We start from the raw sequence: 18,662 nt of genomic DNA, 5'->3' as shown, positions 1-18,662 counted from the left end.
GAGATCTAACTGTCTGGGACAAGATCGCAGCCTCGTTGCACTCGTCAGCTCCTACGGGGTTGGTCATGCGTCAGGGTGGTGTGGGGATGAATTGACCTGATCGGCAATGTGTTGCGGCACCGGGATCTGAATCTCCAGCAGTTGCTGGGCGAACGCCTTGCCCTGGGGATCGATGCGCAGGCTGGCGACACCGCCGCCAGCGAGGGCGTTTTCCAACAGGAAATTCAAACTGTGGGTGCCCGGCAGGTACCAGCGTTCGACCCGGCCCAGCAGCGGGTCGAGCACATGGTTCATCCAGTCGACCATCACCTCCGGGGTCAGCGCCTCGGCGATCCAGGGCAGGTATTCGGGTTCCCGGGCGATCACGCCAATGTTGCTGTGGTTGCCCTTGTCGCCGGAGCGCGCCACCGCCAGTTTGATCAGCGGCACGCTGGCGTCGGCCCGGCCCTGGGGTTTGGGCGGGACTGGGGCGACCGGCAGATCGGTGGTGTGCAGCGGTTCGAAAGCGGGCAGGGGGCAAGGGTGGCGCTGGCCGTCGAGTTCGATGGCCAGCCGGCAGGTGGTTTTGTCGATCAGGAACGAGAACAGGCGAATCAACGGCGACACCGTCGGCCGGCCACCGACCAGGCCGGTCAGTCCCGGCGCCATGCCAGTGGCGGCCTGGGCGATTTCCCTGGAAAACAGCACCAGCGGTTGTTTATCCGGGTGCCGTACCGCCAGCTTGATCACTACCTCACGGCTGTCCCGGCGCCGGCCGTGCTGGCCATAGGTGGCTTCGCTGCCCAGCAGTTCGACGTTCACGTCGCTGTAGGGCGCCCAGCCACGTTGGCGCAACAGTTGCGAAGTCTTGGCGATGATCGCCTGGCTGACCCGTTCAGCCTTGGCCACCGCATCGATGCCGGCGATCAGGCAGGTGGCGGTGCAGCGCCAGCCGTCCAGCCAGGTGGCGCAGACCTTGTACCGGTCGCCGGGCGGCAGGCCCATGGCCCCATGGACGCGCACGGCGTGCTTGCCTTGTTGGGTCAATCTGACCTGGCTGAAATCGCAGATCACATCGGGCAGCAGGTAACCTTGCGGGTCGCCGATTTCGTAGAGCAACTGCTCGCCGACCGTCAGCGGCGTGACCAGCCCGCCGCTGCCTTCGGTCTTGGTGACAATGAACTGGCCATCGGCGCTGACGTCGACGATGGGAAAGCCGATGTGCTCGTAATCCGGCACTGCCTGCCAGTCGGTAAAATTACCGCCCGTGCACTGGGCGCCACACTCGATGAGATGCCCCGCGAGTGCGGCCTGGGCCAATCTGTCGTAATCGTCCCAGGCCCAGCCGAACTCATGCACCAGGGCCGCGCTGACCACGGCACTGTCCACCACGCGGCCGGTGATCACCACATCGGCGCCCAGGCGCAGCGCCTCGACGATGCCGGGGGCGCCGAGGTAGGCGTTGATGGACACACACGCGGGAGGCAGGGGCTCGCCGCTGAACATCTCGCCGATGCCCTGGGCGGCGAGCCGTTCGTGTTGCGGTTGCAGGTCATCACCCAGCAGCACGGCAATCTTCAGCGCTATGCCGGCCTGATCGCAGGCTGCTTGCAAAGCCCTTGCACAGGCCTGGGGATTGACCCCGCCGGCGTTGCTGATGACGCGGATCCCATCGTCGTGCAAACGCTGAAGCAGCGGGGTGAGGACCTCGATGAAGTCCGTGGCATAGCCGCTCGAAGCGTCTTTCAGGCGCGCCCCGGCCATGATCGACATCGTGACTTCGGCCAGATAGTCGAACACCAGGTAATCCAGCGCACCGCCCTCGACCAGTTGCGCCGCCGCCGTGCAGGTATCGCCCCAAAAGGCGCTGGCGCAACCGATTCGGATCGTTTTGGGCATGGCGTTCCCTCCGGCAAAGGTGATTCGAGACTACCAAGCAAGCGCTTGGTTTGTAAACGGCCGCCGGTTCTTCTGGCCGAGCGCTTGCTTGGCTGCTTCGCTCGGCTTAAATTGCCCGCGCCACCGATGGTTTGCTGTGCAGTGGCGGCGCGTTGGTTGATCGACTGTAGGAGAGAATGGGTGGACGAGCAAAAAGCCCTGGGCGTGATGCGTGAGCTGGTCGACAACGGGCAACTGACCGACCCGGACAGTGCGCGCGGCAAACTGCTCCAGACCGCCGCCCACCTGTTTCGCAACAAGGGCTTCGAGCGCACCACGGTACGCGACCTGGCCAGTGCCGTGGGCATCCAGTCGGGCAGCATCTTTCACCATTTCAAGAGCAAGGACGACATCCTGCGGGCGGTGATGGAAGAAACCATTCGCTACAACACCGCGTTGATGCGTGCGGCCCTGGCCGAGGCCGACAGCGTGCGCGAGCGGGTGCTGGCGCTGATTCGCTGCGAATTGCAGTCGATCATGGGCGGCACTGGCGAGGCCATGGCGGTGCTGGTCTATGAATGGCGTTCGCTCTCGCCGGACGGACAGCGGCACGTGCTGGCCCTGCGTGATACGTATGAAGACTTGTGGCTCGAGGTCCTGGGCCAGGCCAAGGAGGCCGGGTATATTCGCGGGGACGTGCCCATTACCCGGCGGTTCCTCACGGGGGCGTTGTCCTGGACCACCACCTGGTTTCGCGCCGAAGGCAGCCTGAGTCTCGATGAACTGGCCGAGCAGGCCCTGATCCTGGTGCTTGAAGAAAACAATAATCGAACGGCGCTTTAAATGGCCGCATGGCTGGCTAAGCGGCTGAAACCGCCTAGCTTGATTGTAGTGATGGGGACTTTTGGGGAGTGGGTTATCTTGACGTTTTCGCCGATGGGGATGACCTCCCGTGTGCTGCTGGCCACTTTGGCCGTTTTCCTGGCGTTGCCGATCGAGGCGGCGCAACTGGTACGGATCGGCGCGGCACATTTTCCACCCTATACCGTTCGTCCCGAGAACGGTGCCGACACCGGCCTGCTGCCGCAGATGGTGGAGGCCTTGAACCAGTCGCAAAACGACTACCAGTTCGTCCTGGTGCCGACGTCGATCCCTCGCCGGTTCAATGATTTCAAGCAGGGCCGGGTCGACATGGCGATTTTCGAGAACCCCGAATGGGGTTGGCAGGATGTGCCGCACACGTCGGTGGACATGGGCCTGGAAGATGCCGAAGTCTTCGTCGCCCAGCGCCAGCCGGAGCGCCAGCAGAGTTATTTCGCCGACCTCAGGGGCAAGCGCCTGGCGCTGTTCAGCGGTTATCACTACGCCTTTGCCGAATTCAACGCCGACCCCAAGTTTCTCGCCGGTCAATACAACGCCACGCTGACGTATTCCCACGACAGCAATCTGCTGATGGTGCTGCGCGGGCGGGCGGATATCGCCCTGGTGACCCGTTCGTACCTCAACGATTACGTGCTGCGCAATCCCGAAGTCGGCCCGCAATTGCTGGTGTCTGAACGCATCGATCAGGTTTACCACCATTACGCGCTGATCCGGCCACAGGCGCCCATTTCCAGCGAAGCGTTCGCACAGTTGCTGCAAACCCTGCGGGATAACGGTCAGATGCTGAAGATTTTCCAGCCCTATCAGATCCAACTGGTCTCCATGCATTCCCGTTGAAGGCGACCCTAAATTTCCCGCCCCGGCTCACGTCACAGGTTGACTACCGACAAATACGCGAGCCGCTCCCATGTCCAACCTCAATCACCCGACGACGCTGCCCTTGCCCGGTGGCCGTCGCCTTGGCGCGGATGAAACCGAACGCCACCTGAGCCTGATGCTCGAAGGCGCGCCGCTGATCCGGTTGCGCCTTTTGCGCGGTCCCGAGTTGCATGTGCATTTGCAGGAAATCAACGATCGCCCGGTGGGGCCGGCGCTGTGGGCGGCCTGCTATTGGCTGTTTGCCCGGGATCCCGAGTGTCAGCACCTGACCTGGCACCTCGACGAGCGCCCCGGCGAAGCCTTGCTCAGCGGTTTATTGACGGTCACGGAGCGTGCCGGTGAATACCGTTGCGAGCGCACGATGTTCTGGCAATTGCCGCAGCCCTGGCTGGGGGAGTCGTTCAGCGGCAGTTACCCGCAACAGATGGTCATCACCGATGGCCGTCGCCATCCGCGCCGGCCCATGAAGCCGCGTGGCGAGGTGTATCGACGTTTCGATGCACGGCTGGGGGCCTGGGTGTCCTTGCGCACCCTGGAAATCGAGCAGGACCTGGAGCGTTTCAACCGCTGGCAGAACAGCCCGCGAGTGGCGAGCTTCTGGCAGGAGGAGGGCAGCCTGGAACAGCATCGCGAGTACTTGGGCAAGCTGCAGGCCGATCCCCGGGTCTTGACCCTGATCGGTTGCTTCGATGACCAGCCGTTCGCTTACTTCGAAGCTTATTGGGCCAAGGAGGATCGGATCGCGCCGTTCTATGAAGCCGACCACTATGATCGCGGCATCCACATGCTGGTGGGCGAAGAGCAGCACCGTGGGCCGCACAAGGTGGCGAGCTGGTTGTCGGCGCTGGTGCATTACCTGTTCCTGGACGACCCGCGCACCCAGCGCGTGGTCGCCGAGCCCCGGGCCGACAATGCGCGGATGATCGGGCACCTGCACAACCAGTGCTTCCATTGTGAAAAGGAATTCGATTTCCCCCACAAGCGCGCGGCGCTGATGATCCTGGGGCGTGAGCGGTTTTTTGATCGGTGTGGGTTGATGTAAGGCCTTATGGCCTCATCGCGAGCAAGCTCGCTCCCACAGTTTTGTGGTCACTGAAGATCCACTGTGGGAGCGAGCTTGCTCGCGATAAGGCCGGCAAAACCACCGCAAGTTACCGCCGGGCGAAAGTATCCCCCCGAACCCCCGACACCTTGCGGCAATGCACCAGGGCGTCGCGGATCATGAAGTTCACCAGGGTCGGCGAGACCCCCAGTTCCTTGGCGATGTCTTTCTGTGGCACGCCGTGCAGGCGGTACATCTCGAAGGCATAGCGGGTGCGGCTGGGCAGTTCGGTCAGCGCGTCGGCGATGTGCTCCAGCGTGGAGAAATTGATATGGGAGGTTTCTGGCGAAGCCCCCTGGATCACCACGTTCAACCCTTCCTCCTCCGGCCCCGAGTATTTCTGTTCCAGCGCCTGCTTGCGGTAGTGGTCGATCGCCAGGTTGCGCACGATCTGGAACAGATAACTGAGTTGCGCCTTGAACGAGGAGGTGATCTGTGGGGCCGATTGCAGCCGGAAAAAAGCGTCCTGCACCACATCTTCCGCGCGGGACCGGCAACCGGTAATACGCGCCGCGATCTTGACCAGGATCAGTCGGTTGTCGACGAACGCCTGGAGTAACGGTGAGTCGCACCTGCTTGTGGATACTTGTTCCGTCATGGAATTCACCTTGCTGCAAAAAGTTAGCGGGACGTCCGGATGCCGGACCCGTCCTACACATCGAGCGCCAAATTAGGCTTAATGATAATGATTGTCAATTGAGAAGAAGAATTATTGATGTGACAAAGTCCAGCCTCGGCACCGCGACCCATTGCCGCGGTGCCTGGCCGCTGGCTGCTTGGCTGCATGCCTCGGTGAGTCGGCTGCCCGACTAATTATTTGCCGCGGCTATCCGTTCCATGGGGGACAACTTGCAAGCCGAATTCAGGCAGGAAACCCCCATGACCGACGCGTTCGAACTCCCCAGCACCCTGGCTCATGCCCTCCAGCGCCGCGCCGCGTTGGCGCCGGACCGGGTGGCCCTGCGCTTCCTTGCCGACACCCCTGGGCAGAGTGTGGTGTTGAGTTATCGCGACCTGGACCTGCGCGCCCGGACCATCGCCGGCGCCTTGCAGGTCGAAGCGGCGCAGGGCGATCGCGCCGTGCTGTTGTTTCCCAGTGGCCCGGATTACGTCGCGGCGTTCTTTGGCTGCCTCTACGCCGGGGTGATCGCGGTGCCGGCCTATCCGCCGGAATCCGCCCGTCGGCACCATCAGGAGCGCCTGCTGTCGATCATCGCCGACGCCGAACCGCGCCTGCTGCTCACCAGCAGCGATCTGCGCGAGCCGTTGCAAGCCATCGAGTCGGCGCCGCCGGTGTTGTGCGTCGATACCCTCGACCCGGCCCACGCCGGGCAATGGCGGATGCCGACGCTGCAGGACGATGACATCGCCTTTCTGCAATACACCTCCGGCTCCACCGCGCTGCCCAAGGGTGTGCAGGTCAGCCACGGCAACCTGGTGGCCAACGAACTGCTGATCCGCCATGGCTTCGGCATCGACCTGAACCCCGACGACGTCATCGTCAGCTGGCTGCCGCTGTACCACGACATGGGCCTGATCGGCGGTCTGTTGCAGCCGGTGTTCAGCGGCGTCCCCTGCGTATTGATGTCCCCGGCTTACTTCCTGGCCCGACCCCTGCGTTGGCTCGAAGCGATCAGCGAGTACGGCGGCACCATCAGCGGCGGCCCGGATTTCGCCTATCGGTTGTGCAGCGAACGGGTCAGTGATTCGGCCCTGGAACGTCTCGACCTGAGCGGCTGGCGCGTGGCCTATTCCGGCTCCGAGCCGATCCGCCTCGATACCCTGGAGCGTTTTGCCGGGAAATTCGCTCCGAGCGGCTTCACGCCGGACAATTTCATGGCCTCCTATGGCCTGGCCGAAGCGACCTTGTTCGTCGCCGGCACGCCGCGCCGCCACGGCATTCCTTCGTTGCGAGTGGATGACGCGGAGTTGGCGCAGAACCGGGCCGAGCCGGGGCAGGGCAGCGCGGTGATGAGTTGCGGTGTCAGCCAGCCCGGGCACGCGGTGCTGATCGTCGAGCCCGCCACGTTGCAGCCGTTGGCCGACAATCAGGTCGGTGAAGTCTGGGCCGCCGGGCCGAGCATCGCCCTGGGTTACTGGCGCAACCCTGAAGCCAGCGCTAAAACCTTTGTCCAGCATGACGGCCGGACCTGGCTGCGCACCGGCGACCTGGGTTTCCGGCGCGGCGGCGAACTGTTCATCACCGGTCGCCTGAAAGACCTGCTGATCGTGCGCGGGCACAATCTCTATCCCCAGGACATCGAGCAAGCCATCGAGCGCGAAGTGGAGGTGGTGCGCAAGGGCCGGGTGGCGGCGTTCGCGGTCAACGACAACGGCGGGGAGGGCATCGGCATCGCCGCGGAAATCAGCCGCAGCGTGCAGAAAATCCTGCCGCCCGAAGCCTTGATCAACGCCATTCGCCAGGCCGTGGCCGAGGCCTGCCAGCAAGCCCCGAGCGTGGTGGTGCTGCTCAATCCCGGCGCGCTGCCCAAGACCTCCAGCGGCAAGTTGCAGCGCTCGGCCTGCCGCATCCGGTTGGCCGACGGCAGTTTGGACAGTTACGCACAGTTCCCGTCAGCCACAGCAGATGTGGCTGGCGAAACCGCCCCGACCTCCGGGTTGCAAGCCCTCATCGGTCAGGTCTGGCGGGAGCAGTTGCAGGTCGAGCAAGTCCGGGCCGACGATCATTTCTTCCTGCTGGGCGGCAACTCCATCGCCGCCACTCAGGTGATCGCACGCCTGAGCGAAACCCTCGGGCTGGCGCTCAACCTGCGCCTGCTGTTCGAAGCGCCGACCCTGGCTGCGTTCGCGGCGGCGGTGGCGAACCAGCAGCAGGATGGCGGCCAGGCCCAGGGCGCGATCAGCCCATTGTCGCGCCATGCGCCACTGCCGCAATCCCTGGCGCAGAACCGTTTGTGGATCACCTGGCAGCTCGACCCGACGAGCCGTGCCTACAACATTCCCGGCGCCTTGCACCTGCGCGGCGAGCTGGACGAAGACGCGCTGCGGGCCAGTTTCCAGCAACTGATCGAGCGTCACGAGTCCTTGCGCACGCGGTTCCTGGAGCGGAATGGGGTGGCCTTGCAACAGGTCGATCCGGCCGGTGAATTCAAGCTACAGGTGATCGATCTCAGTGACGAACCTGCCAACCGGCGCGAAGCCCGGGCGCGGCAGGTTCGAGAAGACGAAGCGGCCACGCTGTTCGATCTGGAGAAGGGGCCGCTGCTGCGGGTCACCCTGTTGCGCCTCGACGAGGACGACCATCAACTGCTGGTGACGCTGCACCACATCATCGCCGACGGCTGGTCGATGAATGTATTGATCGAAGAATTCTCCCGCATGTACGCCGCCGCGTCCCAAGGCCAGGTTGCTGAACTGGCGCCATTGCCTTTGCAATACGCCGACTACGGCAGTTGGCAACGCCAGTGGCTCGCCCAGGGCGAGGCCGAGCGCCAACTGAGCTACTGGAAGCAACAACTGGGCGCTGAACAATCGGCCCTGGTGCTGGGCACGGATCATCCACGCAGCGCTCAACGCCAGCGTAGCGCCGCGCGGCACAGTCTGCGCCTGGACAAGGACCTCGGCGAGGCCCTGCGCCACATGGCCCAGGCCCATGACGCGACGCCGTTCATGCTGTTGCTGGCAGCCTTCCAGGCGCTGTTGCAGCGTTACACCGGGCAATCCGACATCCGCGTCGGTGTGCCCAACGCCAATCGTCCGCGCCTGGACACCCAGGGGTTGATCGGCTTCTTCATCAACACCCAGGTGCTGCGCGGGCAGGTCGATTCCCGTCAACCGTTCGCCGCGCTGCTGGCCCAGGCCCGGGAAGCCACGCTGGGGGCCCAGGCTCACCAGGACTTGCCATTCGAGCAACTGCTCGAAGCGTTTCCCGAGGCGCGCGAGCAAGGCCTGTTCCAGGTGATGTTCAACCACCAGCAGCGTGACCTGAGTGCCTTGCGCCGTCTGCCGGGGCTGCTGGCCGAGGAGTTGCCGTGGCACAGCCGCGAAGCCAAGTTCGACCTGCAATTGCACAGCGAAGAAGATCGCAACGGTCGGTTGACCCTGTCGTTCGACTACGCCGACGAACTGTTCGAGGCGGCGACCATCGAGCGGCTGGCCGCGCATTACTGCAACCTGTTGCGGGCGGTCTGTGCCGATCCGCAACAAGCCATCGGCGACGTAGCGTTATTGACCGACGATGAACACAGCCAACAGCAGCAGTGGAGCGCGGCCCCGTGCGCGCCGGCCAGCCAATGGCTGCCGGAGCTGTTGAACGAGCAGGCCCGCGGCACGCCGCAACGGATCGCCCTGCGCTGGGACGGTGGTCAACTCGATTATGCCGAGCTGCACGCCCAGGCCAACCGCCTGGCCCATTACCTGCGGGACAAGGGTGTTGGCCCGGACGTGTGCGTGGCGATTGCCGCCGAGCGTTCGCCACAGTTGCTTATCGGCGTGTTGGCCATCATCAAGGCCGGCGGTGCCTATGTGCCGCTGGATGCGGACTACCCGGCCGAACGCCTGGCCTACATGCTCGACGACAGCGGCGTCGACCTGCTGCTGACCCAGACCGCGTTGCTGGAGCGTTTGCCAGCCTGCGACGGCGTCAGTGTCATCGCCATGGACGCCCTGCACCTGGAACAATGGCCGAGCAACCCGCCGGGCCTGCACCTGCACGGCGATCACCTGGCCTACGTGATCTACACCTCCGGCTCCACCGGACAGCCCAAAGGCGTCGGCAACACCCACGCGGCTTTGGCCGAGCGCCTGCAATGGATGCAAGCGACCTATGGGCTGGATGCCACCGATGTGCTGATGCAAAAGGCCCCCATCAGCTTCGACGTGTCGGTCTGGGAATGCTTCTGGCCCCTGATCACCGGCAGTCAACTGGTCCTGGCCGGGCCCGGCGAGCACCGTGACCCGCACCGCATCGCCCAGTTGGTGCAGCAGTTTGGCGTCACCACGCTGCACTTCGTGCCGCCGCTGCTCAGCCTGTTTGTCGAAGAGCCGCTGAGTGCCCGCTGCACCAGCCTGCGCCGGCTGTTCTGCGGTGGCGAAGCCTTGCCGGCGGAATTGCGCAACCGGGTGTTGGCGCAACTGCCGTCGGCGCAATTGCACAACCGCTACGGCCCGACCGAAACCGCGATCAACGTCACCCATTGGCATTGCACCGAAGCTGATGGCGAGCGCTCGCCCATCGGCCGTCCCCTGGGCAACGTGCTGTGCCGGGTGCTCGACAGCGACCTCAATCCCGTGCCGGCCGGTGTGCCGGGCGAGCTGTGCATTGGCGGCCTGGGCCTGGCCCGGGGTTACCTCGGGCGTCCGGGCCTGAGCGCCGAGCGTTTCGTCGCCGACCCGATGGGGCCGGCCGGTGCGCGGTTGTACCGCACCGGCGACCGGGCGCGTTGGGGCGCTGACGGCGTGATCGAATACCTCGGCCGCCTCGACCAGCAGGTCAAGCTGCGCGGCTTCCGGGTCGAGCCGCAGGAAATCGAAGCGCGCCTACTGGCCCAGGACGGCGTCGCCCAAGTGGCGGTGCTGGTGCGTGACACCTCGGCCGGCCCGCAGTTGATCGGTTATTACACCGCGCCGGAGCTCGCCCACGGCCAGGACGAATTGAACACCCGGCTCAAGGCCTCCCTGGCCGCCGAACTGCCGGACTACATGGTGCCCGCCCAACTGCTGCGCCTGGACGCCATGCCCTTGAGCCCGAGCGGCAAGCTCGATCGCCGCGCCTTGCCTGAACCGCAATGGCAGGTGCGCGAGCATGTCGAGCCGGTCAGTGCCCTCCAACAGCAAATCGCCGGCATCTGGCGCGACGTGCTGGGACTGGCGCGCATCGGCTTGCGGGACGATTTTTTTGCCCTCGGCGGTCATTCGCTGCTGGCGACCCAGATCATTTCCCGCACTCGCCAGGCCTGTGACGTGGAACTGCCATTACGGGCGCTGTTCGAGGCGAGCGAGCTGGGCGCTTTCGCCGAACAAGTGCGCTTGATCCAGGCCAGCGGCCAGACCAATCGCCAGCCGCCCATCGAGAAGGTCGACCGCAGCCAACCGGTGCCGCTGTCGTATTCCCAGCAGCGCATGTGGTTCCTCTGGCAGATGGAGCCGGACAGCCCGGCCTACAACGTCGGCGGCATGGCGCGGTTGCGCGGGGTGCTGGATGTCGGGCGCTTCGAGGCGGCCTTGCAGGCGTTGATCCTGCGCCACGAAACCCTGCGCACCACGTTCCCGAGCGTCGACGGCGTGGCCTGCCAACAGGTGCACGGCGAGACGGGCCTGCGCATGGACTGGAAGGACTTCTCGAGGCTGGCCGCTGACATTCGTCGGCAGCGGGTGCAGCAACTGGCCGACAGCGAGGCCCACCAGCCCTTCGACCTGGAAACCGGGCCGTTGCTGCGGGCCTGCCTGGTCAAGACCGCCGAGCATGAGCATTACTTTGTGCTGACGCTGCACCACATCGTCACCGAAGGCTGGGCGATGGACATTTTCGCCCGTGAACTGAGCGCGCTGTACGAAGCCTTTGTCGATGACCGTGAATCTCCGCTGGAGCCGTTGCCGGTGCAGTACCTGGACTACAGCGTCTGGCAGCGCCAGTGGCTGGAATCCGGCGAGCGTCAACGGCAGCTGGACTACTGGACCGCGCAACTGGGCCGCGAGCATCCGCTGCTGGAACTGCCCGGCGACCGCCCGCGTCCTTCGGTGCAAAGCCATCGCGGTGAACTGTTCCGTTTCGATCTCGGTGATGAGCTGGCCGCGCGGGTGCGCGCCTTCAATGCGCAACAGGGCCTGACCCTGTTCATGACCATGACCGCCGCCCTGGCCGTGTTGCTCTACCGCTACAGCGGCCAGACCGACCTGCGCATCGGCGCGCCGGTGGCCAACCGCATCCGCCCGGAAAGCGAAGGGTTGATCGGTGCGTTCCTCAACACCCAAGTGCTGCGTTGCCAGCTCGACGGGCAAATGTCGGTGGGCGAACTGTTCGAACAGGTGCGTCACACCGTGATCGAAGGCCAGTCCCATCAGGACCTGCCGTTCGATCATCTGGTGGAAGCCCTGCAACCGCCGCGCAGTGCGGCCTACAATCCGTTGTTCCAGGTGATGTGCAACGTGCAGCGCTGGGAGTTCCAGCAGAGCCGCACACTGGCCGGCATGACCGTCGAATACCTGGTCAACGACGCCCGGGCCACCAAGTTCGACCTGAACCTGGAGGTCACCGACCTGGATCAGCGCCTGGGTTGCTGCCTGACCTACAGCACCGACCTGTTCGACGAACCGCGCATCGCGCGTATGGCCGGGCACTGGCGCAATCTGTTGCAAGCGCTGCTGGACGATCCGGGCCGACGGCTGAGCGAGTTGCCGTTGCTCGATGCGGGTGAGCAGCAACACCTGCTCGACAGCCTGGGCGTCGAGCCCGGTGAGCATCGCCTGGACCAATGCATCCACCCACTGTTCGCCGAACAGGCCCGGGCGCATCCCGACGCGCCGGCCCTGACGTTCGCCGGGCAGACCCTGACGTATGCGCAACTGGACAGCCGCGCCAATCGCCTGGCCTGGCGCCTGCGCGAGGCAGGCGTCGGGCCGCAGGTGCGGGTGGGCCTAGCCCTGGAGCGTTCGCTGGAAATGGTCGTTGGCCTGCTGGCGATTCTCAAGGCCGGCGGTGCCTACGTGCCGCTGGATCCGGAATACCCGCTGGATCGCCTGCACTACATGATCGAAGACAGTGGCATCAGCCTGTTGCTCAGCGACCGGGCGATGCTCCGGGCTCTCGGTGCATTGCCCGACGGCGTGGGCTGCTGGTGCCTGGAAGACGATTCGCCGGCCTTGGCGCAGTACCCGGATCACCCGCTGCCGTTGATCAACCTGCCGCAACACCAGGCCTACCTGATCTACACCTCCGGCTCCACCGGCAAGCCCAAGGGCGTGGTGGTGTCCCACGGTGAAATCGCCATGCATTGCCAAGCGGTGATCCAGCGCTTTGGCATGCGCCCGGACGACTGCGAGCTGCATTTCTATTCCATCAACTTCGATGCGGCCACCGAACGCCTCTTGGTGCCGCTGCTCAGTGGTGCCCACGTGGTGTTGCGGGCCCAGGGCCAGTGGGACGCCGAGGAAATCTGCGGGCTGATTCGCCAGCATCGCATCAACATCCTGGGGTTCACCCCCAGCTACGGCAGCCAGTTGGCGCAGTGGTTGGCGACCCAGGGCCAGACCTTGCCGGTGCGCATGTGCATCACCGGCGGCGAAGCCCTGACGGGAGAGCATTTGCAGCGCATTCGCGCGGCGTTCAGCCCGAGCCTGTTTTTCAATGCCTATGGCCCGACCGAAACCGTGGTCATGCCCCTGGCGAGCCTGGCCCCCGAGCAATTGGAGGAGGGCGCGGCCAGTGTGCCGATTGGCAGCGTGATCGGTGCCCGGGTGGCCTACATCCTCGACGCCGACCTGGCGTTGGTACCGCCAGGCGCCATGGGCGAGTTGTATGTAGGCGGCGCCGGTCTGGCCCAGGGGTATCACCAGCGTCCGGGGATGACCGCCGAGCGTTTCGTCGCCGACCCGTTCGCCACCGACGGAGGACGCCTCTATCGCACCGGCGACCTGGTGCGCCAGCGCCCCGACGGGCTGGTGGAGTACCTGGGACGGATCGACCATCAGGTGAAGATCCGTGGTTTCCGCATCGAACTGGGGGAAATCGAAACCCGTCTGCTGGAACATGAGGCGGTGCGCGAGGCCGTGGTCCTGGCCCTCGACACGCCTGGCGGCAAGCAGCTGGCCGGCTACCTGGTGAGCGACATCGCCAGCCAGGACGACGAGCGACAAGCGGCCCTGCGCGACGCCTTGAAAAACCACCTCAAGGCCCAGTTGCCGGACTACATGGTGCCCACGCACCTGATCCTGCTGGCGAGCATGCCGCTGACCGCCAACGGCAAGCTCGACCGCCGCGCCTTGCCGTTGCCCGATCCTGAGCTCAATCGCCAACATTACGTGGCGCCGAGCAATGCCCTGGAACAGACCTTGGCGGCGATCTGGTGCGACGTGCTGAACGTGGCGCAGGTGGGCCTCAACGATAATTTCTTCGAATTGGGCGGTGATTCGATCCTGTCCATCCAGGTGGTCAGCCGTGCCCGGCAACAGGGCATTCATTTCACGCCCCGGGACTTGTTCCAGCACCAGACCGTACAGACCCTGGCCGCCGTCGCCACGCGCAGCCAGCACGTGCATGCCGAGCAGGGCCTGTTGCAGGGCGAGTCCGGGTTGACGCCGATCCAGCACTGGTTTTTCGACCGCCCGATCCCCAACCGCCATCACTGGAACCAGGCGTTGCTGCTGGAGCCGACCACGGCCCTGGACCCGCAACGGCTGGAACAGGCGCTGCGTAGCGTCTTCCAGCACCACGATGCCTTGCGCCTGGGTTTCGACGAAAGCGCCGGACGTTGGCGCGCCGAGCACCAGTCGCTGGCTGACGCTGTGCTGCTGCAGCAGGTCTGCGTGGACACTGCCCAGGCGTGCGAAGCGTTGTTTGCCGAGGCGCAGAGCCGTTTCAATCTAGCCTCCGGGCCGTTGCTGCGTGCCGTGCTGGCGCAGTTGCCGGATGGCCGGCAACGGTTGTTGATCGTCATTCATCACCTGGTGGTGGACGGTGTGTCGTGGCGGGTGCTGATGGACGATCTGCAAACCGTCTACCGCCAGCTCGTCGCCGGGCAGGCGGCGCAACTGCCGGCCAAGACCAGCCCGTTGCGCGACTGGGCCGCGCGTTTGCAGGCCTACGCCGGCAGCGAGTCCCTGCGCGAGGAGCTGGGTTGGTGGCAAGGGCAGTTGAGTGGCGCACAAGTGCAACTGCCGTGCGCGAATCCTGACGGCGGGTTGCAGGAGCGTCACGGGCAAACCGTCAGCGTGCGCCTGGACGCCGAGCGTACCCGGCAACTGCTGCAACAGGCGCCAAGCGCTTACCGCACCCAGGTCAATGACCTGCTGCTCACGGCGTTCGCCCGGGTGCTGTGCCGTTGGAGCGGCCATGATTCGGCCTTGGTCCAGCTCGAAGGCCACGGCCGCGAAGCGCTGTTCGACGACCTCGACCTGACCCGCACCGTCGGCTGGTTCACCAGCGTCTATCCTGTGCGCCTGAGTCCGGCGGTTGAAGATTTCAGCGTCTCGATCAAGGCCATCAAGGAGCAACTGCGCGCGGTGCCCCACAAGGGCCTCGGTTATGGCGTGCTGCGTTACCTGGCGGATACGCCGACACGCGAGGCGATGGCCGGTCTGCCGCAGGCGGCGATCACCTTCAACTACCTGGGGCAGCTCGACCAGACCCTGGGCCAGGAGGCGCTGTTCCAGCCGCTGGATGCGCCCCTGGGGGCCATCCACGATCCCGATGCGCCGCTCCCCAACGTGCTGAGCGTCGACAGCCAGGTCAGCGGTGGCGAGCTGGTGCTGCGCTGGACTTTCAGTGCCCAGCGCCATGAGCACCAGGCCATCGCCGCCCTGGCCGAGGCTTACCTCGATGAGTTGCAACGCCTCATCGAACACTGCCTGACGGACGAGGCGGGCGGGCTGACGCCATCGGACTTCCCCCTGGCGAAGCTGACCCAGGGCCAGCTCGACAGCCTACCCGTGCCGGCCGCGCAGATCGAAGACGTCTACCCGTTGACACCCATGCAGGAAGGCATGCTGTTGCATACCCTGCTGGAGCCGGGCACCGGCCTGTACTACATGCAGGATCGCTACCGCATCGACAGCGCACTGGACCCGCAGCGTTTTGCCCAGGCCTGGCAGGCGGTCATCGCCCGTCACGAAGCCTTGCGCGCGTCGTTCTGCTGGAACGTCGGCGAAGACATGCTGCAAATCATCCACAAGCCAGGCCGCACGCCGGTGGATTACCTCGACTGGTGCGAGGTGCCTGAAGACGCCCAGGAAGCCAAGCTCCAGGCCCTGCTCAAGGATGAACGCGAGGCCGGTTTCGATCTGTTGAACCAGGCGCCATTCCACCTGCGGCTGATTCGGGTCGGCGCGGCGCGCTACTGGTTCATGATGAGTAACCACCACATCCTCATCGATGCCTGGTGCCGTTCGCTGCTGATGGACGACTTCTTCGAGATCTACACCGCTCTGGGTGAGCAGCGCGAGCCGCAGTTGGCCGTGCCGCCGCGCTATCGCGACTACATCGGCTGGCTGCAACACCAGAGCCTGGATGAAGCCCGGCAGTGGTGGAAGCGCAATCTGCAAGGCTTCGAGCGGACCACGCCGATCCCTGGCGACCGGCCGTTCCTGCGCGAGCACGCCGGTGACAGCGGCGGCATGATCGTCGGCGACTGCTACACCCGTCTCGATGCCCGGGACGGCGCACGGCTGCGGGAACTGGCCCAGGCCCATCAACTGACGGTCAACACCTTCGCCCAGGCGGCGTGGGCCCTGGTCCTGCGCCGGGTCAGCGGCGACCGCGACGTGCTGTTCGGCGTCACCGTGGCCGGGCGCCCGGTGGAACTGCCGCAGATGCAACGCACCGTCGGGCTGTTCATCAACAGTATCGCTTTGCGCGTGCAGATGCCCGAGGACCATCAGCGCTGCAGCGTGCGGCAGTGGCTCAGCGATTTGCTGGACAGCAACATGCAACTGCGCGAGTACGAATACCTGCCGCTGGTGAGCATCCAGGACGTCAGCGAACTGCCCAAGGGCCAACCGCTGTTCGACAGCCTGTTCGTGTTCGAGAACGCGCCGGTGCAAGTCTCGGTGCTGGACCGTGCCCAAAGCCTCAATGCCACCTCCGACTCGGGCCGCACCCACACCAACTTCCCGCTGACGGCGGTCTGCTACCCGGGGGATGACCTGGGGCTGCACCTTTCCTACGACCAGCGTTACTTCGATGAAGCCACCGTCCAGGGTTTGCTGAGTGAGTTCAAGCGGCTGCTGCTGGCGCTGATGGAAGGCTTGCACGGTGACATGAGCGAGTTGCCTTTGATCGGTGCCCAAGAGCAGGACTTCCTCATCGAAGGCTGCAACCAGAGCGAGCATGCCTATCCGCTGGAGCAGAGCTACGTCGAGCTGTTCGAGGCGCGGGTCGCGGTCCATCCGCAACGTCTTGCGGTCAGTTGCCTGGACACGGCCTACAGCTACGCCGAGTTGAATGCGTGCAGCAACCGCCTCGGCCACGCGCTGATCGCGGCCGGGGTCGGTCTGGATCAGCCGGTGGCGTTGCTGGCTGAACGGGATGCGCAACTGCTGGGCATGATCATCGGCAGCTTCAAGGCTGGTGCCGGCTACTTGCCGCTGGATCCCGGCCTGCCGAGCCAGCGCCTGAGCCGCATCATCGAATTGAGCCGCACGCCTTTGCTGGTCTGCACCCAGGCCTGCCAGGCCCAGGCCCAGGCGTTGCTGGACGAGTTCGCCTGTTCCGGACGGCCGAAGTTGCTGGTGTGGGAAACCGTCCAGGCCGGCGACTTTTCGCCGCTAAACCCGGGCGTCTACAGCGGGCCGGACAATCTCGCCTACGTGATCTACACCTCCGGCTCCACCGGCCTGCCCAAAGGCGTGATGGTGGAACAGCGGGGCATGCTCAACAACCAGCTGAGCAAAGTGCCGTACCTGGCGCTGAGCGAGGCGGATGTCATCGCCCAGACGGCGTCCCAAAGCTTCGATATTTCGGTCTGGCAGTTCCTGGCCGCGCCGTTGTTCGGCGCCCGGGTCGACATCGTGCCCAACGCCATCGCCCACGACCCGCAAGGGTTGCTGGAGCATGTGCAGCAACAGGGCATCACCGTGCTGGAAAGCGTGCCGTCGCTGATCCAGGGCATGCTCGCCCAGGAGCGCATCGGTCTGGACGGCCTGCGCTGGATGCTGCCCACCGGCGAGGCGATGCCGCCGGAGCTGGCCCATCAATGGTTGCTGCGCTATCCGGACATTGGTCTGGTGAATGCCTACGGGCCGGCGGAATGCTCCGATGACGTGGCGTTTTTCCGCGTCGACCAGGCGTCGACCCGTGGCACTTACCTGCCGATTGGTACGCCCACCGACAACAACCGTTTGTACCTGCTCGACGGCGCGCTGGACCTGGTGCCGCTGGGGGCGGTGGGTGAGCTGTGCGTGGCGGGCACCGGGGTCGGGCGCGGTTATGTCAGCGATCCGTTGCGCACCGCCCCGGTCTTTGTGCCCAACCCGTTCGGGGCACCGGGAGAGCGGCTGTACCGCACCGGCGACCTGGCGCGGCGGCGCAGCGACGGGGTGTTGGAGTACGTCGGGCGCATCGACCATCAGGTGAAGATTCGCGGCTACCGCATCGAACTGGGGGAAATCGAAGCCCGCTTGCATGAACAGCCGGAAGTGCGCGATGGGGCGGTGGGCGTGCAGGAGGGCGCCAATGGCAAGCATCTGGTGGGCTACCTCGTGGCCTCCGACTCGGCACTCAAACCCGCCGAACGCCTGGAGCGCATCAAGCAGCGCCTGCGGGCCGAACTGCCGGAATACATGGTGCCGCTGCACTGGCTGTGGCTCGATCGCCTGCCCCTCAACGCCAATGGCAAGCTCGACCGCAAGGCCTTGCCGGCCCTGGAGATCGGCCAGTTGCAAAGCCAGGACTATCAGGCACCCGGCAATGAACTGGAGCAGACCCTGGCAGACATCTGGGCCCAGGTGCTGAAAGTCGAGCGGGTGGGGGTACGGGACAACTTCTTCGAACTGGGCGGTCATTCCTTGCTGGCGACGCAAATCGCCTCACGGGTGCAAAAGGCCCTGCAACGCAACGTGCCGCTGCGGGCAATGTTCGAGTGCAGCACGGTGCTGGAACTGGCCGATTACATCGAGGGGCTGGCGGCCAGCGAAATCACTGAGGAGAAGGTGGATCGGTTGAATGATTTGATGGCGGAGTTGGAAGGGTTGTAGTTTTGCGGCGTCTATGAAGACCTCTTCGCGAGCAAGCTCGCTCCCACAGGATTTTGTGAACGACGCAAATCCCATG

General features: G+C 65.0%; 6 protein-coding genes. 4 read left to right on the top strand and 2 right to left on the bottom strand.

Annotation, left to right across the window (positions count from 1 at the left end; genetic code table 11):
* Positions 1 to 63: 63 nt before the first annotated feature.
* On the bottom strand, positions 64 to 1,878 hold the full coding sequence (locus BLU85_RS03315) for an acyclic terpene utilization AtuA family protein (protein ID WP_092197566.1): 1,815 nt from the start codon (positions 1,876 to 1,878) through the stop codon (positions 64 to 66).
* A 180-nt stretch (positions 1,879 to 2,058) separates the two neighbouring features.
* Between BLU85_RS03315 and BLU85_RS03310 the strand changes: the two genes are divergently transcribed.
* The 3 genes from BLU85_RS03310 (at position 2,059) to BLU85_RS03300 (ending at position 4,660) form a co-directional block, all read left to right on the top strand.
* The gene (locus BLU85_RS03310) at positions 2,059 to 2,700 is read left to right on the top strand and encodes a TetR/AcrR family transcriptional regulator (RefSeq protein ID WP_092197564.1); all 642 of its coding nucleotides are present in this window, start codon (positions 2,059 to 2,061) and stop codon (positions 2,698 to 2,700) included.
* A gap of 99 nt (positions 2,701 to 2,799) precedes the next feature.
* Positions 2,800 to 3,576: a substrate-binding periplasmic protein gene (locus BLU85_RS03305; RefSeq protein WP_170847548.1), complete on the top strand. Its 777-nt coding sequence runs from the start codon at positions 2,800 to 2,802 to the stop codon at positions 3,574 to 3,576.
* Between the two features lie 70 nt (positions 3,577 to 3,646).
* Positions 3,647 to 4,660, top strand: coding sequence for a GNAT family N-acetyltransferase (locus BLU85_RS03300; RefSeq protein WP_092197562.1), 1,014 nt, complete (start codon positions 3,647 to 3,649; stop codon positions 4,658 to 4,660).
* A 109-nt stretch (positions 4,661 to 4,769) separates the two neighbouring features.
* On the opposite strand, the gene BLU85_RS03295 is transcribed toward BLU85_RS03300, so the two are convergent.
* On the bottom strand, positions 4,770 to 5,318 hold the full coding sequence (locus tag BLU85_RS03295) for an RNA polymerase factor sigma-70 (protein WP_024619408.1): 549 nt from the start codon (positions 5,316 to 5,318) through the stop codon (positions 4,770 to 4,772).
* Positions 5,319 to 5,599: 281 nt separating this feature from the next.
* Here BLU85_RS03295 and BLU85_RS03290 point away from each other — a divergent pair, with 281 nt between their 5' ends.
* The gene (locus tag BLU85_RS03290) at positions 5,600 to 18,586 is read left to right on the top strand and encodes a non-ribosomal peptide synthetase (RefSeq protein ID WP_092197560.1); all 12,987 of its coding nucleotides are present in this window, start codon (positions 5,600 to 5,602) and stop codon (positions 18,584 to 18,586) included.
* The last annotated feature ends 76 nt before the right edge of the window (positions 18,587 to 18,662 follow it).

The organism is Pseudomonas sp. NFACC14, from assembly GCF_900106885.1.
GTDB classification, from domain to species: domain Bacteria; phylum Pseudomonadota; class Gammaproteobacteria; order Pseudomonadales; family Pseudomonadaceae; genus Aquipseudomonas; species Aquipseudomonas fluorescens_AA.
The sequence above is the reverse complement of the archived record's forward strand: the minus strand, read 5'-3'. Positions and strand labels throughout refer to the sequence as shown.

Excerpts from the sequence above, each read along its gene's own strand:
- BLU85_RS03315 (WP_092197566.1), bottom strand. The coding sequence starts at position 1,878 with ATGCCCAAAACGATCCGAATCGGTTGCGCCAGCGCCTTTTGGGGCGAT.
- BLU85_RS03305 (WP_170847548.1), top strand. The coding sequence starts at position 2,800 with ATGACCTCCCGTGTGCTGCTGGCCACTTTGGCCGTTTTCCTGGCGTTG.
- BLU85_RS03300 (WP_092197562.1), top strand. The coding sequence starts at position 3,647 with ATGTCCAACCTCAATCACCCGACGACGCTGCCCTTGCCCGGTGGCCGT.
- BLU85_RS03295 (WP_024619408.1), bottom strand. The coding sequence starts at position 5,318 with ATGACGGAACAAGTATCCACAAGCAGGTGCGACTCACCGTTACTCCAG.
- BLU85_RS03290 (WP_092197560.1), top strand. The coding sequence starts at position 5,600 with ATGACCGACGCGTTCGAACTCCCCAGCACCCTGGCTCATGCCCTCCAG.